Annotated in this window: 25 protein-coding genes; 23 read left to right on the forward strand and 2 right to left on the reverse strand. The window is 46.1% G+C overall.

Annotated features, from left to right (window positions below; translation table 11 throughout):
• Positions 1–36 precede the first annotated feature (36 nt).
• From ACLD5M_RS03210 to ACLD5M_RS03320, 23 genes are all read left to right on the forward strand, one after another.
• Entirely contained in the window at positions 37–1248 is a 1212-nt protein-coding gene (locus ACLD5M_RS03210; protein ID WP_410314596.1) for an ABC transporter permease, read from the forward strand.
• A 4-nt stretch (positions 1249–1252) separates the two neighbouring features.
• Entirely contained in the window at positions 1253–2002 is a 750-nt protein-coding gene (locus ACLD5M_RS03215; protein WP_410314597.1) for an ABC transporter ATP-binding protein, read from the forward strand.
• A gap of 257 nt (positions 2003–2259) precedes the next feature.
• The gene (rpsD, locus tag ACLD5M_RS03220) at positions 2260–2886 is read left to right on the forward strand and encodes a 30S ribosomal protein S4 (RefSeq protein ID WP_004105277.1); all 627 of its coding nucleotides are present in this window, start codon (positions 2260–2262) and stop codon (positions 2884–2886) included.
• A gap of 322 nt (positions 2887–3208) precedes the next feature.
• Positions 3209–3883 carry a histidine phosphatase family protein gene (locus ACLD5M_RS03225; protein WP_410314598.1) on the forward strand — a complete coding sequence of 225 codons (675 nt, stop codon included), beginning with the start codon at positions 3209–3211 and terminating at the stop codon, positions 3881–3883.
• A 150-nt stretch (positions 3884–4033) separates the two neighbouring features.
• Positions 4034–4465: a DUF948 domain-containing protein gene (locus tag ACLD5M_RS03230; RefSeq protein WP_004136975.1), complete on the forward strand. Its 432-nt coding sequence runs from the start codon at positions 4034–4036 to the stop codon at positions 4463–4465.
• A complete protein-coding gene (locus tag ACLD5M_RS03235; RefSeq protein ID WP_004128853.1) occupies positions 4465–4710 on the forward strand; it encodes a hypothetical protein in 246 nt (81 codons plus the stop codon). Before ACLD5M_RS03230 ends, ACLD5M_RS03235 begins: the two co-directional genes overlap by 1 nt.
• Before the next feature lie 137 nt (positions 4711–4847).
• Positions 4848–7532, forward strand: coding sequence for an alanine--tRNA ligase (gene alaS, locus ACLD5M_RS03240; RefSeq protein ID WP_410314599.1), 2685 nt, complete (start codon positions 4848–4850; stop codon positions 7530–7532).
• A 54-nt stretch (positions 7533–7586) separates the two neighbouring features.
• Positions 7587–8045: a Holliday junction resolvase RuvX gene (gene ruvX, locus ACLD5M_RS03245; RefSeq protein ID WP_004128848.1), complete on the forward strand. Its 459-nt coding sequence runs from the start codon at positions 7587–7589 to the stop codon at positions 8043–8045.
• Between the two features lie 45 nt (positions 8046–8090).
• Positions 8091–9278 carry an endolytic transglycosylase MltG gene (mltG, locus tag ACLD5M_RS03250; RefSeq protein ID WP_410314600.1) on the forward strand — a complete coding sequence of 396 codons (1188 nt, stop codon included), beginning with the start codon at positions 8091–8093 and terminating at the stop codon, positions 9276–9278.
• Between the two features lie 70 nt (positions 9279–9348).
• Positions 9349–9855 carry a prepilin peptidase gene (locus ACLD5M_RS03255; RefSeq protein WP_410314601.1) on the forward strand — a complete coding sequence of 169 codons (507 nt, stop codon included), beginning with the start codon at positions 9349–9351 and terminating at the stop codon, positions 9853–9855.
• Between the two features lie 47 nt (positions 9856–9902).
• Positions 9903–11090, forward strand: a complete 1188-nt coding sequence (aroC, locus tag ACLD5M_RS03260) for a chorismate synthase (RefSeq protein WP_410314602.1) — start codon at positions 9903–9905, stop codon at positions 11088–11090.
• Complete coding sequence (locus ACLD5M_RS03265) at positions 11087–12754, forward strand: bifunctional shikimate kinase/3-dehydroquinate synthase (RefSeq protein WP_410314603.1); 1668 nt, start codon at positions 11087–11089, stop codon at positions 12752–12754. The genes aroC and ACLD5M_RS03265 overlap by 4 nt, the downstream gene beginning before the upstream one ends.
• 19 nt (positions 12755–12773) lie before the next feature.
• Positions 12774–13229 carry a type II 3-dehydroquinate dehydratase gene (gene aroQ / locus ACLD5M_RS03270; protein WP_375169052.1) on the forward strand — a complete coding sequence of 152 codons (456 nt, stop codon included), beginning with the start codon at positions 12774–12776 and terminating at the stop codon, positions 13227–13229.
• 60 nt (positions 13230–13289) lie between these two features.
• Positions 13290–14972, forward strand: a complete 1683-nt coding sequence (locus tag ACLD5M_RS03275; RefSeq protein ID WP_004136990.1) for a CTP synthase — start codon at positions 13290–13292, stop codon at positions 14970–14972.
• Between the two features lie 254 nt (positions 14973–15226).
• A complete protein-coding gene (gene sufB, locus ACLD5M_RS03280; protein ID WP_410314604.1) occupies positions 15227–16768 on the forward strand; it encodes a Fe-S cluster assembly protein SufB in 1542 nt (513 codons plus the stop codon).
• Positions 16768–18039: a Fe-S cluster assembly protein SufD gene (gene sufD / locus ACLD5M_RS03285; protein ID WP_410314605.1), complete on the forward strand. Its 1272-nt coding sequence runs from the start codon at positions 16768–16770 to the stop codon at positions 18037–18039. The genes sufB and sufD overlap by 1 nt, the downstream gene beginning before the upstream one ends.
• Before the next feature lie 9 nt (positions 18040–18048).
• On the forward strand, positions 18049–18825 hold the full coding sequence (sufC, locus tag ACLD5M_RS03290; RefSeq protein WP_004110671.1) for a Fe-S cluster assembly ATPase SufC: 777 nt from the start codon (positions 18049–18051) through the stop codon (positions 18823–18825).
• Between the two features lie 105 nt (positions 18826–18930).
• Positions 18931–20286 carry a SufS family cysteine desulfurase gene (locus ACLD5M_RS03295; protein WP_410314638.1) on the forward strand — a complete coding sequence of 452 codons (1356 nt, stop codon included), beginning with the start codon at positions 18931–18933 and terminating at the stop codon, positions 20284–20286.
• A 57-nt stretch (positions 20287–20343) separates the two neighbouring features.
• Positions 20344–21078 (forward strand): Fe-S cluster assembly sulfur transfer protein SufU, encoded by a 735-nt coding sequence (gene sufU, locus ACLD5M_RS03300; RefSeq protein ID WP_410314606.1) that lies wholly within the window; start codon positions 20344–20346, stop codon positions 21076–21078.
• Between the two features lie 35 nt (positions 21079–21113).
• Positions 21114–21596 carry a metal-sulfur cluster assembly factor gene (locus ACLD5M_RS03305; protein ID WP_410314607.1) on the forward strand — a complete coding sequence of 161 codons (483 nt, stop codon included), beginning with the start codon at positions 21114–21116 and terminating at the stop codon, positions 21594–21596.
• A gap of 63 nt (positions 21597–21659) precedes the next feature.
• The gene (locus ACLD5M_RS03310; protein ID WP_004137002.1) at positions 21660–22304 is read left to right on the forward strand and encodes a hypothetical protein; all 645 of its coding nucleotides are present in this window, start codon (positions 21660–21662) and stop codon (positions 22302–22304) included.
• Between the two features lie 155 nt (positions 22305–22459).
• Entirely contained in the window at positions 22460–23107 is a 648-nt protein-coding gene (locus ACLD5M_RS03315) for a type IV toxin-antitoxin system AbiEi family antitoxin domain-containing protein (RefSeq protein WP_230453952.1), read from the forward strand.
• A gap of 186 nt (positions 23108–23293) precedes the next feature.
• Positions 23294–23956, forward strand: a complete 663-nt coding sequence (locus ACLD5M_RS03320; protein WP_080576829.1) for a DUF3800 domain-containing protein — start codon at positions 23294–23296, stop codon at positions 23954–23956.
• A 236-nt stretch (positions 23957–24192) separates the two neighbouring features.
• Here the strand turns inward: ACLD5M_RS03320 and ACLD5M_RS03325 are convergent, their stop codons facing one another.
• Positions 24193–24870, reverse strand: coding sequence for a DUF4125 family protein (locus tag ACLD5M_RS03325; RefSeq protein WP_375169046.1), 678 nt, complete (start codon positions 24868–24870; stop codon positions 24193–24195).
• Positions 24870–26912, reverse strand: coding sequence for a DUF4037 domain-containing protein (locus ACLD5M_RS03330; protein ID WP_004137006.1), 2043 nt, complete (start codon positions 26910–26912; stop codon positions 24870–24872). The genes ACLD5M_RS03325 and ACLD5M_RS03330 overlap by 1 nt, the downstream gene beginning before the upstream one ends.
• Positions 26913–26991 lie beyond the last annotated feature (79 nt).

Here is a 26991-nt window from a genome sequence, read left to right on the forward strand (position 1 = left end):
GCATAGCTTGTAGAACAGCTTAATAAAGCAAAAATTATGCGCACTATTACGCTAAAGCGTTTGCCGCTGGAAAATCTTAAACGAAAGCCGCTTAGAACTGCCGCATTGCTGGTAGCTGCAGCGTGCTTATCTGCCATATTTTTCGGCGGCTCGCTTATTTTTATGAATCTTGCGCAAGGCTTAAACAGTATGCGCGCCCGTATGGGAGCCGACATTATGGTTATTCCAAACGGCACGCATACTAAAGCCGAAGCGCTACTTACTAATGGCGGATCAAGTACTTTTTACTTCACCAATAATATTGAGGATTTAGTTAGACGTTCGCCCGGCGTTCAAAAGGCGAGCGCTCAAACTTACATTTCCTCACTTTCTGCAGGATGCTGCGCGGAAAAGCTGCAGATTATTGGTTTTGATCCGGATTCCGATTTTGTTATAGGCCCTTGGATTTATTCGCAGCATAAAAAGACTTTGCATAAAGGCGAAATGATTGCTGGAGCAAACGTACTAGTTTCCTACAAGAATACGGTTCGGCTTTTTGGTCACCAATGGCCGGTTGTAGCTCAGCTTGCAAAAACTGGCACAAGCATTGATAATTCAGTGTTTGTGCGCCGCGAAAGCGTGCCGCAAGTAGTTGAGTATTCTACAAAAGTGCATCATACTGCCATTCCAAAAGAGTACGCAAAAAAAGCAATTTCTGCAGTTTTAGTGAAGGTACGCAAAGGTTATAGTGCCAAACAAGTTGCGCAAAATATTAAAAAAACAACTGGGCTTTCTAGCATTGGCATAGTTTTCCCGGGAGGAATTACCGCAACAACTCAGGCTAATCTTGGCGTTTTTACGCGTTCGCTTACTTTTATAATTTCCGCATGTTGGATTGTTGGATTGCTTGTGCTGATTGTTGTTTTTGCAACTTCGCTAAATGAGCGCAAAAAAGAGTTTGCTTCTCTTCGCATACTTGGGTTTACGCGAAAAATGCTTTTGGGTGTGGCTACTCGCGAATCTGCAATACTTGGTTTTGCGGGGGGAGTTATTGGAGTTGCGTCTGCGAGTCTTATAATCTTCCCTTATAGTTCGCTTATTTCTTCCCAATTGCAGCTTCCGTATTTGGAAGTTACGGCACTTCCTGTAATAGCTTTGATGGCTGTGAGCGTAGTTCTTTCGCTGCTTGCGGTTGTTGCGGCTTCGGCGCTTACAACGTGGCGTATTGCAATGCGTGAAACATATTTGACTCTTCGAGCAGGGGAGTGATTAGATGTGCGAAAAAACGGTATTAAATAGCGAAAAATCGCCTGTTTCTGTGCTGAATCTTAATCGCGTAACTAGAGAGTTTATGCGACGAAAGCACAGATTTTCTGCAGTAAATAACGTAAGTTTTTCGCTAAATAGTGGCGATTTTGTTGCAATTGTTGGAAAATCTGGCAATGGAAAATCTACTTTATTAAATTTGATTGCCGGATTACTTAAGCCAACTTACGGAAGCGTAACTGTTTTAGGCAATAAGATTTCCGCGCCTGAGTTTAGCGATGGGGAAGTATCTAGATTGCGCGCGCAAAATATAGGTTTTGTTACGCAATCGCAAACGCTTTTGCCAAATCTTACTGTGTATGACAATATTCTTTTGCCTGTGCAGATTGCTAAAAGTAGCGAGGTAAAAAGTGGCGAAGTAAAAAGTAGTGAAGACGTTCAAGATTACTACTCAAATCGCGCTCTTGATTTTTGCAAACGCCTGCATATTGAAGATTTGCTGTGGTGCTACCCAAAGGAGCTTTCCGGCGGCGAGATGCGCAGAGTGATGATTGTGCGCGCGCTAATAAACAATCCGAAGCTGTTGCTTTTGGACGAGCCTACTGGAGATTTAGATCCAGAGCATACTCTAATAGTGGTGGAAATGTTGCGCGAGGCTGCAAATCGTGGTGCTGCGGTTCTTATGGTAACGCACGATTCTGAAGCTGCTCGAAGCGCGGATTGCACTTACACAATGGATGCTGGCTCCCTTCGCTAATTTATTCTTACGGGTGTGTAGAATTAGAAACGATGCCTATTTTGTGTAAGCATCATCTGGAGCCTTAGCCCATCAGTGGGTCGGCGCGCGGTAGTTATGGCGTTATTTCAGCGTTTTAATACTTACGCGTTCGTGTGTTAGCACGAAGAAGCACTGGAGAGGCCGGCTCAGCGTGAGTAATTTTTAAGTATTTTAACTAATGCTTAAAAGTTTGGCTCACGTTCCGTTCAGATAACGACAGAATTAAAGGATTAGTTATGACTAATATTCAGCGTTCTCGCCGTCAGGTGCGTCTTTCTCGCGCCCTCGGCATCGCTTTGACCCCAAAGGCTCAGCGTATCTTCGAGAAGCGCCCATATGCTCCAGGTGAGCACGGCCGCACTCGTCGTCGCACCGAGTCCGATTACGCAGTACGTCTTCGCGAGAAGCAGCGTCTTCGCGCTCAGTACGGCATCTCCGAAAAGCAGCTTCGTGCTGCTTACGAGAAGGGTACGCACACTGCAGGCCAGACCGGTGACGCAATGCTCACCGATTTGGAAACTCGTCTTGATGCTTTGGTTTTGCGCGCAGGCTTTGCTCGCACCACTGCCCAGGCTCGTCAGTTTGTTGTACATCGTCATATTTTGGTTGATGGCAATCTTGTTGATCGCCCATCTTACCGTGTCAAGCCAGGCCAGACCATTCAGGTTCGTGCCAAGAGCCAGACCATGGTTCCATTCCAGATGGCTGCAGAAGGCGTTCATCGCGACGTTTTGCCAGCAGTTCCTGGTTATCTCGATGTGAATCTTGCCTCTTTGAAGGCTACTTTGACTCGTAAGCCGGAAGTCGATCAGATTCCAGTTGAAGTCAACATTCAGTACGTCGTCGAATACTACGCTCGTTAATTCGCCGATTTAATTCTTAAGGACATACCGCTTGACCCCTGTTGCGCATTCGCGTGGCAGGGGTCAATGCGTTTTATGGAACATTTGCCGTGTTTTTCTCCGGCGTTTGTTGTTGTTTTGGTTGGTTTTGGAAACATTTGCCGTATATTTTTCCTGGCATTTGTTTTCGTTTTGGCTTTGGTTGACCACATTTGCCGTGTTTTTTCTACGGCGTTTGTTGTCGTTTTGGCTGGTTTTGGAAACATTTGCCGGGAATATACACGGGCATTTGTTGTCGCGCAACTTTTGACGCTTATGTACCGCATAGTGCAATAATGGAGCTATGTTGCTGCATCTTTATTTAGTGCGTCACGGTCAGACGCTATTTAATCGTTACAATCGTCTGCAAGGTTGGTCTAATTCTCCGCTTACCGAAAAAGGTTTGAAGGATGCGGACAAGGCTGCAAAAAAGCTGCAAAATATTACTTTTGCTGCAGCCTACTGCTCGGATACTACGCGTGCGCAAATCACGGCTCAGCGTATTCTCGACGCAAACGAGGCTGCCGGTAACTCGCGTCCAAAGCTTGTAAGCGATATGCATTTTCGTGAGCAATGCTATGGCTATTTTGAAGGCCAAGATATGCAAATGGCTTGGTGGGCTGCAGGAGCGCCTAACGGAGCGCACACCTACAACGAAATCGTTGAAAAGTTTGGGCTTGCGGCCACTCGTGACATGCTTAAAGAGGCTGATCCTTTCCACGATGCCGAGTCAGATATTGAGTATTGGACTCGCGTAGAAGACGGTTTTAAGCTTATCTCCTCAAATTCTTCGCTTAAAGATGGCGATAACGTGTTGCAGATTTCGCACGGAAATACGCTTTTAAGTCTTATGTACCGTTTTGCGCCTGCAGGTTACGATTTAAGCGAGCGCCCGGCAAACGGAAGCGTAACTAGGCTCGATTTTGACACTACTAAACCTATTGATAACGCTATTACTATTCAAGGCTACAACGAGTAGCTTTTTGCTACAGCTTTCTTAACGTATGCGTCGTTACCGTTCGTTAGTCTTAAGTCATTGCGAATGGTTTTAACTGTAGTCTGATTTGCTGTTGTATTAGCTTTCAGCGCGGTGAAGTCTTAAGCAAAAATGGTACAGAAAGAGGTTACGATGAGCGTTGGAGACATAGCTGCTCTTATTGCCGCGATTGCGTTTACTGTGCTTTCGGGTTTTTTGATTTATCCGCTAATTAGATTGGGCAAGTTGTTCGATCAGATTGCGAAAACTGTCAAAGAGTCGGGTGAGCATGCGATGCCTGCAATTGATGAGTCTGTTACGACGATTAAGCAAGTTAATAAGACTCTTGACGATGTAAACGCTGTTTCAGGAGCTACGCGCACAACTGTTACGAATATTGGTGCTCTTACTGATTTGTATGGTGCTTTCCTTGGAAAGCCTCTTGTTAAGGTTGCGGCTGCCGGCTACGCGCTAAAAGATACGGTTGCTTCTTTCTTTAATAAGCCTACTGTTCCAACCGACTCGCATTCTACTGGCCGTCACGCTGCAAAAGAATCTTCCGATATTGCAAGCAAGGGGGAGTAATGTTCAAGCGCCTATTTTGGATGTGTGTTGGCATTGTAATTGGTGTGCTTGCTGTAACAAAAGCGCGTGCCTACTTAAAAGCAAAAATGCCTGATTCTGCTCGCAAATTTGTGTTTAGTAAAGAGCCGGAAAATATTACTTTAAGCACAATATTGGGATTGTTTAAAGATTTTAATGAAAGTCGTAAAAAGCATGAGGACGAGCTTAATTCTCGTTATGCTCACAGTCGTCATGAGGATTTTTAACTAATCTTTTGCTAGTTAGACTTGCGTTTTTACTAAAATGCTAGTCGAAAAAGTTTGTTTAAGTTAAGTGTTGAAGTACTATATTGAATGTTTGCATGACAAGATCTTGCTAAAAATTACACAAGGAGTTCGTACGTATGCGCACAGCAGAAATTGCAAAGCGTTATCTTGACTATTTTGCTAAAAATGGTCATATGGTCGTTCCTTCGGCATCCCTAATTTCGCCGAACCCAACGACGCTTTTTACTATTGCCGGCATGGTGCCGTTTATTCCTTATTTGCTTGGTGAGCAGACGCCTCCTTCTCGACGTATGGCTTCGAACCAAAAGTGCGTGCGCACTCTTGATATTGACGAAGTTGGTAAGACTACTCGTCACGGAACCTTCTTCCAAATGGTTGGTAACTTCTCCTTCGGTGATTATTTTAAGGAAGAAGCAATCCACTACGCTTGGGAGCTTTTAACTACTCCGCAAGACAAGGGCGGCTACGGTTTTGACCCAGAAAAGCTTTGGGTAACCACTTACACGGACGATGACGAGGCTCGCGCAATTTGGAAGAACGAGGGCTTTGATCCAGAACACATGCAAGTTTTCGGCATGGAAGATAACTTCTGGACTACCGGTGGCCCTGGTCCTGGCGGCCCATGCTCCGAAATTTACGTTGATCGCGGTCCTAAGTATGGTCGTGACGGCGGTCCTGCTGCCGACGAATCTCGTTTTATTGAGATTTGGGATTTGGTTTTTGAAAACTACCAGGTAGATAACGTCAAGTCTAAGACTGATTTGCATATTGCTGGCGAGCTCGATCAGAAGAATATTGATACCGGCGCTGGTTTGGAGCGCTTGGCTTACCTTATGCAAGGTAAGGAAAATATTTACGAAACTGACGAAGTTTACCCAGTTATTGAAGCTGCAGAAAAGCTTAGTGGCGTAAAGTACGGCGATAATAACGATGCTGACGTGCGTTTCCGCGTTGTAGCAGATCATGTGCGTTCCGCTTTGATGATTATGAGCGACGGCGTGCGCCCAAGTAATGTTGGCCGCGGCTACGTGCTTCGTCGTCTTCTTCGTAGAACTGTTCGCGCAATGCGTATGCTTGGCGTGCAGGATCCAGTTTTGCCAACCTTGTTCCCAGTTTCTAAGTCTGCAATGGAACCAAGCTATCCGGAGCTTAATGATACTTTCCACGAGGTTAGCGAAGCTGCCTACGGTGAGGAAGATGCTTTCCGTCGCACTCTTGAAAAGGGCACAACTATTCTCGACTTGGCTGTTGAAAAAGCTAAGAAAGAGAAAAAGGACGACCCTATGGTTGGCGGCTCAGACGCGTTTACTTTGCACGATACTTACGGCTTCCCAATTGAGCTTACTCTTGAGATGGCAGCCGAGCAGGGCGTTAAGGTTGACGAGGCTAAGTTCCGCGAGCTTATGAGCGAGCAGAAAGGTCGCGCTCGCGCTGACGCTTTGAAGAAGCGTCACAATGTGGACGTTAGCGTTTACGACGATATTAAGAAGGCTCTTGAAAAGCCAATCGACTTCCTCGGTTACACAGACTTCTCAAGCCGTTCTAACGTTTTGGCAATTGTTGAAGCAGGCAAGGGCTCTGTTAAAAGCGTTACTGCTCCTGCAAACGTTGAGATTATTCTCGACCGCACGCCATTCTATGCTGAGCGCGGCGGCCAGATTGCTGATCAGGGCGAGATTATTTCCGACGACGGCGCAATTTTGGAAGTTGACGACGTTCAGCGTCCAATCAAGGATTTGATTGTTCACAGCTGCCGTTTGACTGAAGGAACGCTTAGCGTTGGCGCTCCTGTAAACACGAATATTGACCAGGTTCGCAGGGCTGCTTTGGCACGTTCTCACACTGCTACCCACACTCTTCACAAGGCTTTGCGAGAAGAGCTTGGTCCTCAGGCAACTCAGCGCGGTTCTGTGGTTGATCCAGATCGTTTGCGCTTCGACTTCCAGTGGCCAAAGGCTGTTGAAAAGGATGCGCTTTCCCGCGTGGAAGCTCGCGTAAACGAGCGTATTCGCGACGATTTGCAGGTTGTTCCTAAGGAAATGCCAATCGACGACGCTTTTAAGCTTGGAGCAATGCACTTGTTCGGCGAAAAGTATGGTGACGTTGTGCGAGTGGTTGAAATCGGCGACGGTTGGAGCCGCGAGCTTTGCGGCGGTACTCACGCTAAGAGCACCGGAAAGATTGGTATGGTAACTATTCTTTCCGAGTCTTCTATTGGCTCTGGCGTTCGCCGTATTGACGCTCTTTGCGGCGAGGCAGCATACGAGTATGGCGCTCGCGAGCACACTTTGGTGGCTCAACTTGCAGACATGGTTAATGCTCGCCCAGATGAGTTGGCTGAACGTTTGGAATCTTTGCTTAGCAAGATGAAGGATTCTGATCGTAAGCTTGCAGCCGTTTACGAGTCTCAGCTTGCAGATTCTGTTCCAGCTTTGATTGAGTCCGCTAAAGCTAGTGCCGGAAGCGTTAAGTTGGCTGTTAAGAACGTTGGAAACTTCGGATCGTTTGAAACTCTTCGTAAGACTGTTCTTGACGTTCGCTCTCGCCTAGGTGAGGACCTTCCTGCAGTAGTAGTTTTGAGCGGCGTAAACGAGGACGATAAGCCAATGGTTGCAGTTGCAACTAACGAGGCTGCTCGTGGCCTTGGTGCTAAGGCTGGTGACTTGGTTCGCACTGCTTCCAAGGTTCTTGGCGGCGGTGGCGGCGGCAAGCCAGACTTCGCTCAGGGCGGCGGCACAGACGCTTCTAAGATCGACGAAGCGTTGGAAGCTGTAAAAGCGCAAGTGGCTGAGCTCGCCTGAGTCTCGTAGCCTCCTGCTTAAAATTTAAAATCTTTACCGAAAGCAACACGAATCATGGTGTGGTTAGGTATTGATTTAGGTGATGCCAGGGTCGGGCTTGCACTTTCCGACCCTGAGCTTACTTTTGCGCATCCAATCGGAAACGTGCAAGTTTTTGGAGATTCTTTTAGAGCTATTGACGAAGTCATGAATCTAATAGAAGAAAATCAAGTTAAACGTGTTGTAATTGGCTTGCCTCTTCAATTAGACGGTTCTGAAGGAAAATCTGCGAAAAAAGCGCGTCGGTGGGGTAAAAATTTAGCTAAACGCATTGAATTAGCGAAAAATGTTGGAGATTGGACGCTTTCTTACATACCTGATATTGTTTGGAAGGATGAGCGTTTAACAACAGTTAGTGCTCACCGGCAGTTGCTACAAGCTGATTTTTCTACTCGCAAGCATCGTCCTATGGTAGATCAGCAGTCGGCAGTATTAATTTTGCAGTCTGCGCTTGACGCAAATAATGCAGAGTAGTTTTGAAAATCGTGTAAAAGTAGAAATAGCGAAGAGGAGCATAGCGTGTCTGACAATTTTGATGAATTTTTTGACAAACATGCAAAGTGGACTGAGCATGATGGCGAGCCGTCGTCAAAATCATCTAATTCTAAAGACAAATCTTCGACTGTTAGCTCCAGAAAACGTGCTAAAGCTCGTCTTGCGGCAAAAAAACGCAGGCGTAGAGCAAAAGTAGTTTTAGCTATTCTGCTCGTATTCGTATTAGCTGTTGTTGGATATTTTGGATACAGTGCGGTTCGCGCGTGGAAATTATCTCAAAATAGCGAGTCGGTTGCAGACTGGCCAGGCCCAGGCTTTGGAACGGTTGAGTTTACTATTGACACCGGCGAGGGTGCTATTAGTGTTGCCAACAAATTAGTTAAAGCAAATGTTGTTAAATCTCAATCAGCTTTTACTTCCGCAGTTGCTGCAAATAATAAAATCTTGTACCCGGGAGTTTACTCGCTTAAAAAGCATATGGCTGCTATTGACGTGGTTAATATTCTTTCCGATCAAACAAAAGCCGGCGGATTCCTTGACGTTCGTGCAGGAGACCACGCTACTGAAGTTTTGCAGCGCGCTTCAAGCTTATCTGGAATAAGCATGGATAAGTTTAAAGCAGCTTTGGCAGATGGGGGAGCTGGAATTTTGCCTCCAGAAGCTAAAGGAAGCATCGAAGGATGGCTAGAGCCTGGAGTTTATAACGTAAAATCTATGAAAAGTGCGGAAGATATTCTTTCCGCAATGGTAAAAAAGCGTATTGCTAAGCTCGACTCTCTTGGTATTCCTAAAGGTGAAGATCGCGAAAAAGCTTTAATTATGGCCTCAATTGCCGAAGCTGAAGTGAATAATCGCGAATATTACGGCAAAGTTGTGCGCGTAATACTAAACCGTTTGGCAAAAGATATGCCTCTTGGAATGGACTCTACAATTGGTTACGGAGCGGGAGTAAAGCCTATAAAGCTTACGCAATCAATGCTAGATAATCCAAATAATCCTTACAATACTCGCATTCACAAGGGTTTGACTCCTACGCCTATTGGTATTGCTGGAGACAACGCTCTTCTTGCAACTATTAAGCCTCAAGATGGTCCGTGGATTTACTTCGTTACCACGAATTTGAAGACTGGTGAGACGAAGTTTGCGGATAACAAAGACGACTTTTTGAAATTCCGCGACGAGTACAAGCGCAACAATCCTGAAGGCAACTAAAAATTTAGCTTTTAACCACATATATGTGTTTAGGTTGCAAAAGTTTTATAAGTTTTCGTAATTTGCTTTAATGAGGCAATTAATTATTACGATAATATCGGCGCTACCAACGCTTGTGTGCTTAATTTCAGTTTGCGTAACGGATATAAAAAGTCGCATAGTGCCAAGACTTTGGGTTGTTGTTGCGCTAATTTTTCAATCTTTTGCGAATCTTATATATTCGATTATTTTGTTTGGAAATATTAGCGTGCTTATTTTCGGCTGTATTTCTTGCGTATTTGTTTTCGTAATTTATTGGATTATGCGAAAACTCGCTCCAACAAATTCCGTTGGCTTCGGAGATGTTACGAGTGCGTCAATGATCGCGCAAGCCTTAGTATTATTCGGATTTGACTGCTTAATTTACTGGTTTGCTTTAGTTGGAGTAGTTGGCCTACTTTGGCTTTTTCTATGGAAAATTTACTGCAAAATCCGCATGCCAACCAACGCATCAATACCATTCGTGCCAGTAGAAGCAATATCTGCCATAATCGCAGCATTGCTGTCAATAACAACCCACTCAATACTTGGTGCTTAGTAGAGTAAGTATTTAGACACGTAAATTAGTTGAGAATGGAGAATGGCATGCTTAGATGGCAAACTGCAGGGGAGTCGCATGGTGAAGCATTAGTTGCCATGATTGAAGGTTTGCCTGCTGGCGTGCGCATTACTAGTAGCGATGTTGTTGCGGCTCTTGCGCGCCGTCGTCTTGGATACGGCCGTGGCGCTCGCATGAAGTTCGAGCAAGACAAAGTGCGTCTTTTAACCGGCGTTCGCCACGGAGTAACGCTTGGCTCTCCAATTGCTGTAGAAATCGCGAATACAGAGTGGCCAAAGTGGGCGGAAGTAATGAGCGCAGATCCTTTGGATCATGAGATTGAGAAAGTTGGTCGAAACGCGCCACTTTCTAGGCCGCGCCCTGGGCATGCGGATTTAACTGGCATGCGCAAATACGGTTTTAATGATGCTCGCGAAGTTTTGGAGCGCTCTAGCGCTAGGGAAACAGCTTCGCGCGTTGCTTTGGGTGCTATTGCTGATGCGTTTTTGCAGCAGGCGTTGGGTGTGCGCACTGTTGCGCACGTTGTTGGAATCGGTGGCGTTTACGCTAACAAAAGTTTAGCTTTACCAACACCTGACGATGTTGCGGCTTTGGATGCTTCTCCAGTTCGCACTCTAGATAAAGACGCCGAAGCTAAAATGATGGCTCGCATCGACGAAGCAAAAGCAAATGCAGATACTTTAGGCGGAGTAGTAGAAGTGCTTGCTTACGGCATGCCTGCTGGAGTTGGAACATACGTGGAGTCAGATCGCCGATTGGACGCAGCTTTAGCGGCTGCGCTTATGGGAATCCAGGCTATTAAAGGCGTGGAAATTGGAGACGGTTTTGAAGAAGCAAATCGTCCAGGCTCGGCCGCGCATGACGAAATCGTAGCAGACGAAAATGGCAAAATCACCCGACTAACTAATCGCGCTGGCGGCATTGAAGGTGGTATGTCAAACGGCGAAATTATCCGCGTGCGTGCCGCAATGAAGCCGATTCCTTCTATTCCGCGCGCTTTGCGCACAGTAGATGTGCTTACTGGCGAAGCTGCTCAAGCTATTAATCAGCGCTCCGATTTTACTGCTGTTCCAGCGGCTTCCGTAGTTGCAGAAGCAATGGTAAGACTTACTTTGGCAAAGTATGCTTTGGAAAAGTTTGGTGGAGATTCTTTGCAAGAAACGCGCCGGAATGTAGAGTCTTACCTAGCTTCTTGGCCGGAGAATATGAAATGAGCAATACTAAAATTCCGCTAGCTGTTATAATCGGCATGCCTGCCGCCGGAAAAACGCGCGTTGGTCGCGAAGTTGCGCATCTTATGAATCTGCCTTTTTGCGATACAGACGACATGATTGAGCGCGAAATTAATATGCCAATTACTCAATATTTTGAGCAGTTTGGTCAGGAATCTTTCCGAGATATAGAAGCCAGAATAGTTAGAAACGTAATTTTAGAAAATCAGGCTGATTCCGGCATTGTTTCTCTTGGTGGCGGCGCTCCTGTTCGCAAAGAAACGCAGGAAGTGCTAAAAGAATACGTGAATCTTGGCGGTCGCGTAGTGTATTTGCAAACCAGCGCAGACGATGCTATTGAGCGCGCAGGTTGGAGCAATAATCGTCCTATGCTAATCGGCCAAGACGCTAAAAAGCGTTGGATGGAATTATTTGAGCAGCGAGACCCAATTTTTAGGGCAGTATCAAATATTCACATGCCAACAAAAGGTTCAAATCCGTATATGGCTGCAGAAAAGTTAAGGAGCATGATTATGCAACGCATAGTGCATGTTACAGGCGAAGCAATTGAGCCGTACGATGTGCGAATTGGCGACGGAGCCATGCAACTTTTGCCGCAAATGCTTGGAACTAAGCCGGTTAAAGTGGCGTTAGTTCACACGCAGCCGGTTCAGCGCCACAGTGACAGAGCTCGCGCAATTTTGCGTCAAGCAGGCTACGAAGTTTTAGACATACTTGTGCCGGATGCTGAAGCTGGAAAAACTATTCAAGTTGCGAGCGGAATTTGGGCTAGACTGGGTGAAGCTGGTTTTACGCGTTCCGACGCGATTGTTGGCTTAGGAGGCGGCGCTGCTACTGATGTTGCCGGCTTTGTTGCTGCAACTTGGATGCGTGGAATTCGTTACGTAAACTGCCCAACTTCACTTCTTGCAATGGTTGACGCTTCAACAGGCGGAAAAACTGGTATCAATACGGATGCTGGCAAGAATCTGGTTGGAAGTTTTTACACTCCAGCTGGCGTTTTGGCAGATACTTCTACGCTTTCAACTTTGCCAAACGATATTCTTATTGAAGGCCTGGGTGAGGTTGCAAAATCTGGTTTTATTCTAGACGGCGAAATTTTGAAGATTCTTAGCGACTCGAATAATGCTAAGCTTTTGCGCGAATTTAATGGGAATCAAATTGAAAATAATAGCGAACTTCACGAGCTTATTGTGAATCTTATTGAACGCACTGTTAGAGTAAAAGCGTATCACGTTTCGAGTGATTTAAAAGAGCAGGGTTTGCGCGAGTTTTTGAACTACGGGCATACTTTAGGCCATGCGATTGAGCAGATTGAACACTTCCGTTGGCGTCACGGAAACGCTGTTGCTGTTGGCATGGTTTTTGCGGCCGAGCTTGCGCAAATTTTAGGATATTTGGATGCTGAAGATGTTTCATACCATCGTTCGCTTTTAGATTCGCTTGGATTACCAACTTCGTGGCAGAGTAGAGAAGATGCTGACTCTGCTTTTGAGCGCGTGCTTAATCTTATGCATCGTGACAAAAAAGCGCGCGGCAATATGCTACGTTTCGTAATTTTGGATGGTATTTCGAATCCTATTCATCTTGACAATCCGCCTATTGAAGCAGTTAAAGAAGCTTTTGAGCGCGTATATAAAAAATAATTAACTTTGCGAGGCAATAATGGAAAATCAGCAACCGAAAAAAGTTCTTGTTGTAAACGGCCCGAACTTAGGCCGTCTTGGTGTGCGTCAGCCAGACGTTTATGGCAGTCAAGATTTTGAAACTCTGTGCGCGCTTTGCGAAAAGTGGGGAGCGGAGCTTGGTCTAAAAGTAGAAGTTCGCCAAAGTGATGATGAAGCGCAAATGGTTCATTGGATGCACGAAGCTGCCGACACGCATGCTTCTGTTGTTATGAATCCTGCTGCTTTTACGCACTACAGTTATGCGCTGGCGGATGCGGCTCACATGGTTTTGGATGCTGGAGTGCCGCTAATGGAAGTGCATATTTCTAATCCTTCTGCACGCGATTCTTTCCGCAAAATAAGCGTGATTAGTCCTGTTGCAACCGGCACTATTACTGGCATGGGATTGTACGGTTACAAGCTTGCGCTCGAGGCTGTTGCGCACTTAATATAACTTTTTAAGTCGCTTTTAATACAACACCCGAGTCGAGGCTCGAAGATACTATGGAGTTCCATGGTTAGAAGAAAACATGGTAACTCTCAGGAGCATATTACAAAGCATATTTTTGTCACTGGTGGCGTTGTTTCGTCCCTCGGAAAAGGCCTTACTGCATCGTCTTTAGGACGACTTTTGCGAAGCCGCGGCCTTCACGTTTTGCAACAAAAACTCGATCCTTATATCAATGTTGACCCGGGTACAATGAACCCATTCCAGCATGGTGAAGTCTATGTTACGGAAGATGGCGCAGAAACAGATCTTGATATTGGTCATTACGAGCGATTCCTTGATGTTTTCTTAAGTCAAAAAGCGAATGTTACTACGGGTCAGATTTATCAGTCTGTGCTTCGTAAGGAGCGCGCTGGTGAATATTTGGGTCAGTGCGTGCAGGTTATTCCGCATATTACTGGTGAAATTAAGTCGCGTATGCGCGCGCAGGCTTCCGACGATGTAGACGTTATTATTACGGAAATCGGTGGTACTGTTGGAGATATTGAATCTCAGCCATTCTTGGAAGCTGCTCGCGAAGTTCGCCGCGATTTAGGTCCAGAAAACTGCATGTTTGTGCACGTTTCTTTGGTTCCTTATATTGCGGCCGCGCACGAGTTGAAAACTAAGCCAACTCAGCATTCTGTAATGATGCTTCGCCAGCTTGGTATTTCTCCAGACGCGCTTGTTTTGCGTTCGGATCGTCCGCTTAATCAGGCTATTAAAGACAAGATTTCGCTTATGTGCGACGTTGACGCTGAAGGCGTTGTAAACTGCGTGGATGCTCCAAGCATTTACGATGTTCCGAAGATTTTGTTCAACGAAGGCTTGGACGCTTACGTTGTTCGTGAGCTTGAGCTTCCATTCCACGATGTTGATTGGAACGAGTGGGAAGATTTGCTTGAGCGCGTGCATCATCCAAAGCATGAGCTAAACATTGCAATCGTCGGAAAGTATATTGATTTGCCAGACGCGTACCTTTCTGTTACGGAGGCTATTAAGGCTGGCGGTTTTGCAAACTGGGCTAAGGTAAACGTGCGCTGGGTTGCTGCCGACAAGTGCGAAACTCAAGAGGGTGCTGCTGCAGCTCTTGACCAAATGGACGGAATGGTTATTCCAGGCGGTTTCGGCATTCGCGGTATTGAAGGTAAGATTGGCGCGCTCCGTTACGCTCGCGAGCACGGTTTGCCAACGCTTGGCCTTTGCCTTGGCTTGCAATCTATGGTTATTGAGTACGCTCGTCACGTTCTAGGTCTTGAGGATGCAAATTCCACAGAGTTCGAGAAGGATTGTGGAGATCCAGTAATTGCAACTATGGAAGAGCAGAAGGATATTGTGGATGGTAAGGGAGATATGGGTCACACAATGCGACTCGGCTCTTACCCTGCCACTCTTGAAGAAGGCTCTATTGTTGCTGAGCTTTACGGCTCTACGCATGTTACCGAGCGTCACCGCCACCGTTACGAGGTGAACGTTGCGTATAAGGATCGCCTGCGTGAAGCTGGTTTGCGTATTAGTGGCCAAAGCCCAGACGGTAATTTGACTGAGTTTGTGGAGCTTCCAAAAGATGTTCACCCATTCTATGTGGCAACTCAGGCTCACCCAGAGTTTAAGTCTCGCCCAACTAAGCCTCATCCTTTGTTTGCTGGATTAGTTGCGGCTGCTCTTGAGCATCAGTCGTCTGCACAAAATAGCAAGGCAGATAAGTAGTCTTAAGCCAAGTAAAAACAGGCGGTAAAACTTAGGATTCTTAAGTTTTGCCGCTTTTTGTTTTATTAGATTGTGATAAACATTACGTTTTGTTCGTAACACAGCTATACCAAGAAATCGCATTACGCGGTAACCTTGAATAGGTAAGAAATAGACTAGACAGAATGCAAAAGTAACGTTGGGGAATAGCTTTTGCGATTGCGCTCTAAGGTAAGAGCGTAGCAATGCGTTATGCATGGAGGTGCTATAAGCGTATGAGCGATACTAGCAATATTAGTCATACAAGCGTTGCAGCAAATGATGCTAATAATCCAGCAAAAAATAAAGCTGCAGACGTTGAAATGAGCCAGTACGTGGCAGATCGCGCTCGCGTAAACGAAGATAAAATTCGCCAAGACGAGCAAATCGTTGCCGAATTTGGCGAATACAATTACGGCTGGCATGATTCGGACGCTGCAGGCGAGGCCGCGAAAAAGGGCATTGACGAGTCGGTTGTTCGCGCAATTTCTGCCGATAAACATGAGCCAGAATGGATGCTAAACCTTCGTTTGCAAGGCTACCGTGCGTTTTTGCAAAAGCCTATGCCGGATTGGGGCGTTGACTTAAGCGGATTTGATGCGGATGATTTCAAGTATTACGTGCGTCCGGTTCACGATCAAGCAAAAACTTGGGATGATTTGCCGGAAGATATTCGCAAAACTTACGATAGACTCGGCATTCCGGAAGCGGAGAAAAAGCGCTTAGTTTCAGGCGTTGCAGCACAGTACGAGTCGGAAGTTATTTACAATTCGATTCGCGAAGACTTGGCTGCTCAAGGCGTGATTTTTGTTGATACGGATACAGCAGTGCAAAAGTATCCGGAGCTTGTAAAAAAGTATTTTGCAACCGTGATTCCGGTTGATGACAATAAGTTTGCGGCTCTTAACACTGCGGCTTGGAGTGGTGGTTCGTTCGTTTACGTTCCAAAAGGCGTGCACGTGGATATTCCGCTTCAGGCTTACTTCCGCATTAACACGCCGAACATGGGTCAGTTTGAGCGCACGCTGATTATTGCAGACGAAGGCTCGTACGTGCATTACGTTGAAGGTTGCACAGCTCCGATTTATTCCACGGATTCGCTCCACGCTGCAAATGTTGAAATTGTTGTAGAGAAGCATGCGCGCGTGCGCTACACAACCGTGCAAAACTGGTCGAATAACGTGTACAACTTGGTAACTCAGCGAGCTTACGTGCGCGAAGGCGGCACAATGGAGTGGGTTGATGGAAACATTGGCTCCAAGGCAACTATGAAGTATCCTGCTTGCATTCTTGCTGAGCCGTACGCAAAAGCAGAAACCATGTCTTTGAGCTTTGCCGGCCGCGGACAGTACCAGGATACTGGTGCGAAAATGATTCATTTGGCTCCGCACACGAGTTCTACGATTGTTGCTAAGTCGATTTCGCGCGGCGGCGGGCGTTCAGCTTACCGCGGTCTTGTGAAGATCATTAAAGGCGCAAAGGGTTCTAGTTCGTCTGTTGTGTGCGATGCTTTGCTTGTTGACGATTTTTCCAGGTCCGATACTTATCCGCATGTTGACGTGCGCGAAGACGACGTTTCGATGGCTCACGAGGCCACTGTTTCCAAGGTTTCTGAGGATCAGCTTTTCTACTTGATGAGCCGCGGTCTTGAAGAAAAAGAGGCTATGGGCATGATTGTGCGCGGCTTCGTGGAGCCGATTAGCCGCGAGCTGCCGATGGAGTACGCGCTTGAGCTTAATCGCTTAGTTGAGTTGCAAATGGAAGGATCCGTGGGCTGATGAGCGAAGATTTAAAAGAGAATTTAGGCAATAAAATGACGGAAAAAGAAATTACTATTCCTGTAGCAGATCCTAATGATCCTTACGCGGTTCCTGCAGCAATGCCTTCTAGTGCAGATAAATCTGTGCGCTCTTTTAACGTGGAAGATTTTGCGATTCCAACGCGTAAGCAGGAAGATTGGAGATACACTCCAGTTGAGCGAATTTCCGAGTTTTTCGAGCGTTTCGAGCCTTCTAATAGTATCCAAGTAACACTTGAAGGCGTTGGCGGAGCCGCTTTGGATGATTCTTACGTTGGAAGCGACGGTTCCGTAAATTTGCAAGTAAAGTCGCAAAACGAGGCTCCTCACACCGACATGAAGCCGTCTGATCGCGCGGCTGCAGTTGCATGGAATGCGGCGAAACAAGCGCACGTACTTCACGTATCTGGCGAAATCAAAAAGCTAATCGTGCTAAAAATTCAGGGTAATCTCGCGAATAGCGCAAATGAAAACGCTGTGCAATCACTTGACGCACTGCACTTAGTAATCGAAGCAGATTCTCGCACAAACGCAGATATTATTATCGAACACACCGGCTGCGCAAAACTTGCTGAAGGCGTGGAAATCATACTCGGAAAGCATGCGCACGTTTCTACTACCTTTATTCAAGAGTGGGATTCAGGCAGCAAGCATGTTGGAAATCAGCGTATTCACGTGGGTGAGGGAGCTTCGCTTCGCCACACTATGGTTACTCTTGGCGGAGATGTTGTGCGCATTCGCATGGATCAGGATTTTGGCGGCGAGCAGGGCGATTTGAACATGCTCGGCATGTATTTTGTGGATCCAGGCGAGCACGTGGAGCACCGCACTATGGTTGTGCATAATCATCCGGAATGCAAGTCCAGAGTCGTATACAAGGGCGCTTTGGAAGGAAAGGACGCGCATTCAACTTGGGTTGGAAACGCGCTTATTAAGCCGGAAGCTCCTGGCACAGATTCGTACGAGTTGAACCGTAATCTAGTGCTCACTCCTGGCGCAATCGCTGATTCTGAGCCGAATTTGGAAATTGAAAACGGAAATATTATTGGTGCCGGTCACGCAAGTTCAGTCGGACGATTTGATGACGAAGAGCTTTTCTACTTGCAGTCTCGCGGAATTAGTGAGATTGAGGCAAGAAAGCTTGTTGTGCGCGGATTCTTTAACGAGCTGATTGAAGAAATTGGCGTTCCGGAAATTGTTGATCACTTAATGAAGGCTATTGAGCGCCGTCTTGCAAGAACGGAAGAATAGGAGAAAATCATGTCAACTTTGGAAATTAAAGATTTGTACGCTTCTGTAGAAACAAAAGAGGGTCGCAAGCAAATCTTAAAAGGCGTAAATCTTACGGTTAATTCTGGCGAAACGCACGCAATTATGGGTCCTAACGGATCTGGAAAGTCTACTCTTGCCTACACTTTGGCAGGTCATCCAAAGTACGAGGTTGATTCTGGCCAGGTGCTTCTCGACGGCGAAGATATTTTGAAAATGACTCCTGACGAGCGCGCAAAAGCCGGACTGTTCCTTGCAATGCAATACCCAGTAGAAGTACCAGGCGTATCTATGACGAACTTCCTTCGCACCGCAAAAACCGAAGTTGAAGGCAAAGCTCCATCTTTAAGAAGCTGGGTGAAAGAACTTAGCGAGGCTATGAAAAAGCTTCGAATGGATCCAAAATTTGCGTCTCGTTCAGTAAACGAAGGATTCTCTGGCGGCGAAAAGAAGCGCGCGGAAGTTTTGCAACTAGAGCTTTTAAAGCCAAAGTTTGCGATTTTGGACGAAACTGATTCCGGACTCGACGTTGACGCGCTTCGAATCGTGTCAGAAGGCGTGAATCGTGCCAAAGAAAACACTGGTTTGGGCATTATGATGGTTACGCATTACACGCGAATCCTCAAGTATATTAAGCCGGATATTGTGCACGTTTTTGCGCAAGGTCACTTTGTGAAGACTGCTGGACCGGAGCTTGCAGACGAGCTGGAAGAAGAAGGCTACGACAAGTATTTGCCGGAAGGCGCAACCGAGTCGGCACTGGCGTAAGCGCAGCTTAGGTGATAGCTTAATCTGTTTATGTATTCGTAAAAAATTACGTAAAAGCGTAAAAAATAGCGGTTTAATATGACTACAGTTACTACAGAAAATATTATGCGAGAATTTAGCGATTTGCGCGAACAATTTCCGATTTTGAGACGCACAGTTCACGGCACTTCGCTTTACGATACTGTGCACGGAAAACCCTTGATTTACTTGGATTCTGCAGCAACTTCACAAAAGCCGCAGCTTGTAATCGACACCGAAAAAGAGTTTTACGAAACAATTAACGCAGGAGTTCACAGGGGAGCGCACGAGTTGGCGGCGCGTTCCACGGTTGCGTTTGAACAAGCGCGTGCGAAAGTTGCGCGTCTTGTTGGAGCGTGTGCGGATGCTGGTAGTGAGGAAATTGTTGTTACTCCTGGAGCTACAGGCGCACTTAATATTCTTGCAACTGCTATTGGTAACGCTAGTGCAAAAGCTAATGTAAGTGCAAACGAAACTGCAAACGCAACTACAAACTCAACCGCAACCTCAATCGACTTCCATCGCAATTTCGTCCTGCACAAAGGTGACGTAATAGTCGTATCTCGCGCGGATCATCACTCTGTTTTGCTGCCATTCCAAGAGCTTGCTCTTCGAACTGGAGCGGAGCTTCGCTGGATTGATGTAACAGAAGACGGCCGCGTGCGTACTGATGCAGATTATTTGCGCACGATTATTGACGAGCGCACGAAAATCGTTGCAGTTACGCATATTAGCAACGTTACTGGCGCTATTACGGATGTTTCGTCGATTTGCAAGCGCGCTCACGAAGTCGGCGCGATTTTTGTGCTCGACGCATGCCAGTCAGTGCCGCATATTCCGGTTGATTTCCACGCGTTAAACGTTGATTTTGCAGCCTTTAGTGCGCATAAAATGTACGGCCCTACGGGAGTTGGATTCCTGTATGGTCGCCGTGAGCTTTTGGATGCGCTTCCGCCTGCCAATTTCGGCGGCTCAATGGTGGAGCTTGCGTGGCTTAACAAGCCTGCGCAATACATGGATGCGCCTTACCGTTTTGAGGCTGGAACTCAGCCTGTTGCGCAAATGGTTGCGGCCGGAGTTGCTGCGGATTGGTTGCGTGAAATTGGCATGAGCCGAGTAGCAGAGCACGAGCAGGAAATTGCTGCAGAATTGCTAAAATTGCAGGATATTCCTGGCGTTCGCATTTTGGGTCCGACCGATTTGAGTCAGCGTATTGGCACTGTTGCTTTTGAAGTTGAAGGCGTGCATCCGCATGATGTTGGCCAGTTTTTGGACGCGCAGGGTATTGCGATTCGTGTTGGGCATCATTGCGCTCAGCCGATTCACCGTCATTTTGGCGTGTATGCTTCCAATCGTGCGTCTGTTGGAGTCTACAACACGATTGACGAAGCTCGCGCGCTTGTTGAAGCAGTTTCCCATGTTCGCGCCTACTTTGGTGCATAATGTTGTTAGCAAGCTAGTTAGTGTTTTAGCGAGTTAGGAAGTAGGTAAGGAGTGCGTATGTTTGATATGGGTTTTGGTGCGGGCGCTGGTTTTGGTGCAGGTGCTGGTTTTTCAGATGCGGCTGGTGACGGCTTGGAAAGCATGTATCAAGAAGTGATTTTGGATGCTGCGCGAAATCCGCATGGCAAAACTCATTTTGAAAGCACGGATGCGCTCGCAAAAGCGGAACTGCAGGAAGAATCTAAAGAATCTACTGAATCTGCTGAAAATACAGAAAATACAGAATCTCAAGAATCTGCCGAAAATACAGAATCTGCCGAAATCACCCTAAATAATACTCACGAAAGTTGCGCTGTTGCGTCTAGCGAAAACTCTGCTTTGGGTCAATCGCACCAATTCAACCCAACTTGCGGCGACGAAGTAACAATGCGCGTGGAGCTTTCAAATATCGCAAATAATAACGAAACCCCAGTAATTTCAAGCGTTAAGTGGGATGGTCACGGCTGCTCAATTTCGCAAGCAAGCCTTTCGATGATGGTTGATTTGGTCGAAGGAAAGTCGGTTGACGAAGCCTTGCGATTAGACGCGCTTTTCCACAAACTTATGGAATCTCGCGGCGAAGGTCTTAAAAACGAAGATGAGGAAGATGCGCTGGAAGACGCAATGGTTTTGCAAGGTGTATCGCGATACCCAATGCGAATTAAGTGCGCGCTTTTGGCGTGGGAAGGCTTAAAAGACAGCATTGCAAAAGCTTCACAAAACTTGAATCCGCAAATTCTTGGCAGCTTGTAAAATCGAAATTTGGTACAAGCAAAGCAAGGAATATTATGGAAGAAAATAAATCGGCTGTTGAGGTGGCGGCGTCGACACCTTTAAGCGCGAACGATATTGGCAGGGTTACCGAAGAAGATATTAAGGAAGCGCTTCACGATGTTGTCGATCCGGAATTGGGCATTGATGTTGTTGATTTAGGTCTTGTTTATGGCATTGAAATTGACGAGCTGGGTCGCGCGATTCTTACAATGACGCTTACAACTCCGGCTTGCCCGCTTACAGATTTGATTGAGGACGAGTGTGCGAATGCGCTCGCAGGCTTGGTGGAAGAGTTTCGCATTGATTGGACGTGGAAGCCGCGCTGGAGCGTTGAAAACATTAATGAGGACGGTCGCGCGCAGCTTGAGGCGCTTGGCTACAATCTCAACAGTTTACAGGCGAACTTTGCAGCTGGAATGTATGGTTCTGGGGTAGTTGGTGGCGCTGGTTTGATGGGCGCTGATGATATGGGCGCTGGCATTCCGCCAACCGCGTGACTTGAATCATATTAACGGTTGTTTTAGTGTTCTTCTTAATATCGGCATAAACAAGTGGGAATTATGTGCGCTGAAATAAAAGCAGTTAGTGCAAGCGGAATTTGTGATATTTGCGGTATAAATAATATGCGCGAAAATAGTATCCGCGAGTATGCTTCGCGCGGAATTTCCGACGTTGTTTTTGACTTGAATTTGCTGGTAGATTGGGATGCGCGCCGCACTCTGGCTGCAGATTATCCGGATTTTATTGGGGAAGTGCTTTTTAGTTTCGAGCCGGAATGGGGATTTGAGTTTCACGAGTCTTTGCGCGAGGCTGGGTGGAGTATTGAGCGCGTGCTTGAATCGTTTAGCGAGCATCACGGGCCTGCGGTTACGTGGCTGTATCGCTTGTATTTTGAGCGTTTCGAGCGCGGTTTTGCCGGCGAGCGTGTGGATGCTTGCGGTCAGGCGCGCGAGTTGATTGCGAACGGCGTGCGCGTGTGGGCGCTTGGTAACGCTCCTTGCGATTGGCTAGACTTCGCGCGCAAAACTTGCCCAATACTCGGCGAGCTTAACGGTGTTTGCGCATCTTATGAATCGCATTTGCGCAAACCAGACGTAATGCTTTACCGCGAGTTTTTGCAACAAACTGGTCTTTCCGCTGCTTCCACGCTTTTTCTCGAAGGTGACTCTCGCGCCGCTTCTGCAGCGTCGCTGCTCTATTCTTAAGCTGCATTCTTAATTGGCATTCTAATCTGCGCGCGCTCGGCTGAATCAAAGTTATCGCTATGAGTCTATAGTTAACTTTTACTTGTATTCGTGCGTTATTTATATAATAATAAAGCACAAAAGCAAGTTTTTAATAAGCTTTTGTTATTCGTAAAATGGTTCGAGCAGGTTGGTATGTGATGGTAAAAGTAACAGCAAATCAAAAGATAACAAATATTAGTGCGATTAAAGAAATTGTTAAGAAAAATAACGGTATCATCACAGCAAAAGAAGTTTCTTCCGCAGGAATTGACTCTTGGTATCTAACTAGCATGGTCAAAAATAATGATTTGGAAAGAGTTGCGCGCGGTGTGTATTTTGATAGCAATTCAAATAATTACGATGAACTTTATTTTTTCCAACTTCGCAATAAAGCTTGCATATACTCTTACCAAACTGCTTTGTATTTGCATAATCTTACAGATCGCATGCCGTTTATAAACGAAGTTACGGTATGTCAGGGTTATAACACATGGCGTATAAAAAATGATGTTGAAGTGCATCAAATTAGGAAAGAATGGTATAAAATTGGCGTTACAAGGGTGCGTACAATTATTGGTAATTATGTGATGTCTTGTGATATGGAGCGCACTATCTGCGATTTGGTTAGGAATCGTAGGCGTCAGGATTCAGAGATATTTGGTAAGGCTTTGCGTGCGTATGTGAGGAATCCTAATAAAAACGTACATAGATTGCGCGAATATGCCAAACAATTTGGTATTCTTCTGCAAGTTGACGATATTTTGGAGATTCTCGATGAATAACAGTAGTAATAAAAGTACTGCAATTAGAGATAGTGTTACGCAGCGTTTGCGTAACGCATGAAAGCATTGTTCGTGAGCGTAAAACCAGCATGAAAGTGTGCGATAACCCGATTAAAACTGCGAAAGCTATTTTAAATTCATAAATTCATAATCTACAATTCATGTACATTTTGTATAGTTTAATTTATGTTTGCTTATATAGATGATTCTGGTGACTCTGGGTTTAAATACGACAGAGGTTCAACGAGATATGTCGTGATAGCAGCATGTATTTTCGATACTATTGAAGATATTACTCATACTTGGAAGTTGATGGAAACAGCAAGGTGTGAGGAACAAAATGGTGAATTCTTTCATAAGTATGATCGAGAATTTAAATATAATAAAACGCATCCTAAGCTTAAAGATGTGTTTTTTGATTGCATGAAATTAGCCAATTATCACGTACGAGTAATTATTGCAGACAAAACTAAAATTCGTAGTAAAAATTTATTAAGTAATCCTAGGCTACTAAAAAGTTATATGATACGTCAGCTTTTTACGCACACATTTGGGGCGGTCAGGGAATGTGTTTTGTATATTGATGGGCAGGATACTCGCGCTTTTTCTATTCCTGATGCAGATTATCTAATGAATATAGTTAATAAAGTATGTCCAGGAACATTAAGTAAGGTTGATTTTGTTGATTCAAAAACCAATCCAATGATTCAATTGGCGGATATGACCGCTGGAGCTGTTCACGCAAAATTAGAAACTGGTAACCAAAAAGCATTAGCGCATTTTAATACTTTTGCTTATAGGACTAATAAGCCGTTAGGAACGTATTGGGTGTTTACAGATGACAAATAAAATTTGGGTAATCGGAAAAAGTTTTTCCGCAAATAACAGATAACTTCTGTACTGATTTCGAAAATAACAGATAAAAAATTACAGTCCCTCTATTCATTACGTTATGTAAAGAAACGCGCACCAGCGGGTGACTATTCGAGGGACTATTTGAAATTTTATCAGATTAGAATAATGTTAGCAACATACGTAGTGCTTGTCGCTTGTAATCTGCGTTAGAGTCTGAAAACGCTCGCGGTTTATTGCGCGCTCTCAGCAGCTTCGAGCGAATCGTATCCATACATGCGCACAGTATTCGCGATTATTATTTGCGTAAGATTTAGATTTTCCGCGCGCAAGTTATTCACAAAACGCTGGTATTTTGCGAAAGTTGCGTCAGAATACGTGCTTAATTCGCCTCGCAAATACGTTTCAAAAGACGTATTTTCTGCCGTATCTTCGCTAGTTTTAAGCACGCGCATCGCAAGACCTAAATGCGGGTAGCGCTCGCGAAAATCCGCAGCCCACTCAACTTGCGTTAAAATAATCTGCTCCTGCGAACTTTTTCTAGGCTCTAAAATCGGCTTAATATAAGGCTTGATCGTGCGCTCAAAAATTTCCGGCGCAGTAGACTCCATCATTCGCGCATACTTTTCCGTAATCAAATTGCGTCCGTCGTTATTCGCGCGCTCAAGATCCTGCTTATAAGACTCCTGCAAATCCAGCGTCCACGCCAAAAACTGACTCATGCGCATAATGCGAAAAGTTGGCCAGTTTCCCTGGCAATTCGCTCGTCCGCCTTCGTTTTGCGTAAGCTGGAACTGATCCCACTCGAGTTTAGTGATTTCTTCCGCAAGCTTTTCTGATTTTTGATTTTGTGCTTCCAAATTTTGCGCTTCCAAATTTTGCGCTTCTGGATTTGCTGATAAATCGCACATCATAAGCTCCTTAAGCACGCAGCGCGCGAATTAATATGCGCTTCAACATACGGCCGCTGCCATTCCAAAAAAGTTTCGCCGCAATCGCTTAAGCCCTCGTATTGCAACTCGCGCACAATATCCTCGCAAATACTGTCAATTATTTGCTTAACTTGCTTTTGCGCAATTCCCGCGCCCTTGCCGCCTTCGCCAAAACCGTCACCGCCTGAACCGTCGCCACCAAAGCAAGCAGCGGAAGAAAGTCGCATTACCGACTCAAGTTTTCCACACACTTCCGGAAGTCTAGAAGCCATGCGATTGCTGAGCTTTCGCAATGCCTCAAACTGCCACTTGTAGTACGGCAAGTAGCCTGCAGTTACGGGATTGTTGAGCAGAAAAACAATGGAAGCGGTTGCTCGCACGAATTCGTCTATAGAAAGCCATGCGGCGGATGCGTCTTTGCGCGCAATCATGCGTGGGAAATTGTATTGGCCGGCTTGCGAAATCATGCCAAGTCTTCTGGAGATTAGTGAGATTCGCACGTCGTCCGGCATGAGTTTAAAGCTTTGGCGCGTTTTTGAGAACTCGCCAAGAGGATCCGCGAAAATTTTGCCGTTCGTCGCTGCTGCAAGCGTTGACTCGCTTAGTGATAGCCATAAGTGCGGCTCGTTTGCGGCCGGGGCAGTGGGGAAGCCGGTTAGATTTTCGAAAAATTCGCTTATGCTGAACACTCCGACTCGCTTGCTGCTTTCGCATGACTTGGCGCGCGGCGTTTCGTTGCGAGAGTCAAAACCGGCGTATTTTCGCGGAAGTGCGTCGTAAGCGTCTTGCAAATCCTCGCCAATTTCCGCGTAATCTTCGTCGGTGAGCCACAAGCAGAAGCCGGGACCAAAATCGTGGTCGCGCGAAATCTCGTCGTCAAAACCGTAACATTCCGAACCGTGACCAACTAATCCTGCAGCTATGCGGTTCTTGTATTTCGCGAATTTTGGCTGATCGAGTAACGGCTTTCCGTAAGTTTGCCAGTATGATTGCGCTAGTTGCATGCCGGTTGTTATGTGTGGGGTTGGTGATTGTGGGTTTGGTAATTCGTTGTTTTGTGATGGTTTGCTTACAGATTCGCGCTTTGCTGATTCGTGAAGTTCTGTAGGTGCTTCTGTAGATACTTCTATAGATTCTTCCGTAACTTTTTCTGCTAACTTACGCGTCTGCCGCAAATTTTCCGCCGTAATCGCGTAAGATTCGCTATCTTTTCCGTAGCATTCTGCAATCAAATCAAGCGCTTTACTATAACTTTCCGCCGCCTGAGCGTACTCGCCGCGCGCGCACTGAACCTGCGCAAAACCTGCCAAAGCAGAAGCGTAGTGCGGCTGATTCTCGTTATTTCCCGCAATATACATGCGAACGCTGGTCGAAGCGTGCTTAAAAGCAGCGTTAAGACTATCAGATTTGCTATTTGTGCTTTCGCTAGGCTTAGCGCACTCCTGCAGCATCGCAAGCGCAATATTCGTGTGCGTGGCTGCAATATCAATGTCGCGATCAGGATCCGTGCTAGTATTCTGCAAAATCTCAAGCGCCTGATTAAGCTCCTCAATTGCCTCACTCGTGCGACCGGTTTCGCTATAAAGCATTGAAAGATTGTTGTGAAGGGCAGCGAGCTTGCGATTTTTTGCGCCGAGCGTTGCTGCGGATTCGTTAAGAGCCTGAGTATAAATTTTTTCGGCGCGCTCGTAGCTGCCTACCGCGCGAAGGCTTGTGGCGGCGTTAATTAGAGTGGTTGTGCCAGCTTCGGTGCCAGCTAGGTGCATGGAATCGGCCAGATTTAAAGCGCGATTTATTATCGGCTGATTTTTTGTGTGCTCTCCGCGCGAACGGTAAAATCCCATGAGTTCGTTGAGAATTGAAAGCTGCAGGGAATCGGCTTCTTCGTTTGCTGCGGATGTTTCGGCTGCTGCCTGCGTTTCGGCAAGTTTTTGCAAAAGGTACGATTCAATCGCGTCAGCGCCCGCGTGATTTGCGAACATTTCGTCAAGCTCGCTATAAAACTGCGCAGCGTTCTGCATCAAAGCCCCCTTGCTATTGCGCTCGTTCAATCAATCGACTTTAACTTTACAGCCACGTAAAGAAACTGCCGTAATCTTC

This window comes from Gardnerella sp. Marseille-Q9185, from assembly GCF_046508745.1.
GTDB classification, from domain to species: Bacteria; Actinomycetota; Actinomycetes; order Actinomycetales; family Bifidobacteriaceae; genus Bifidobacterium; species Bifidobacterium greenwoodii.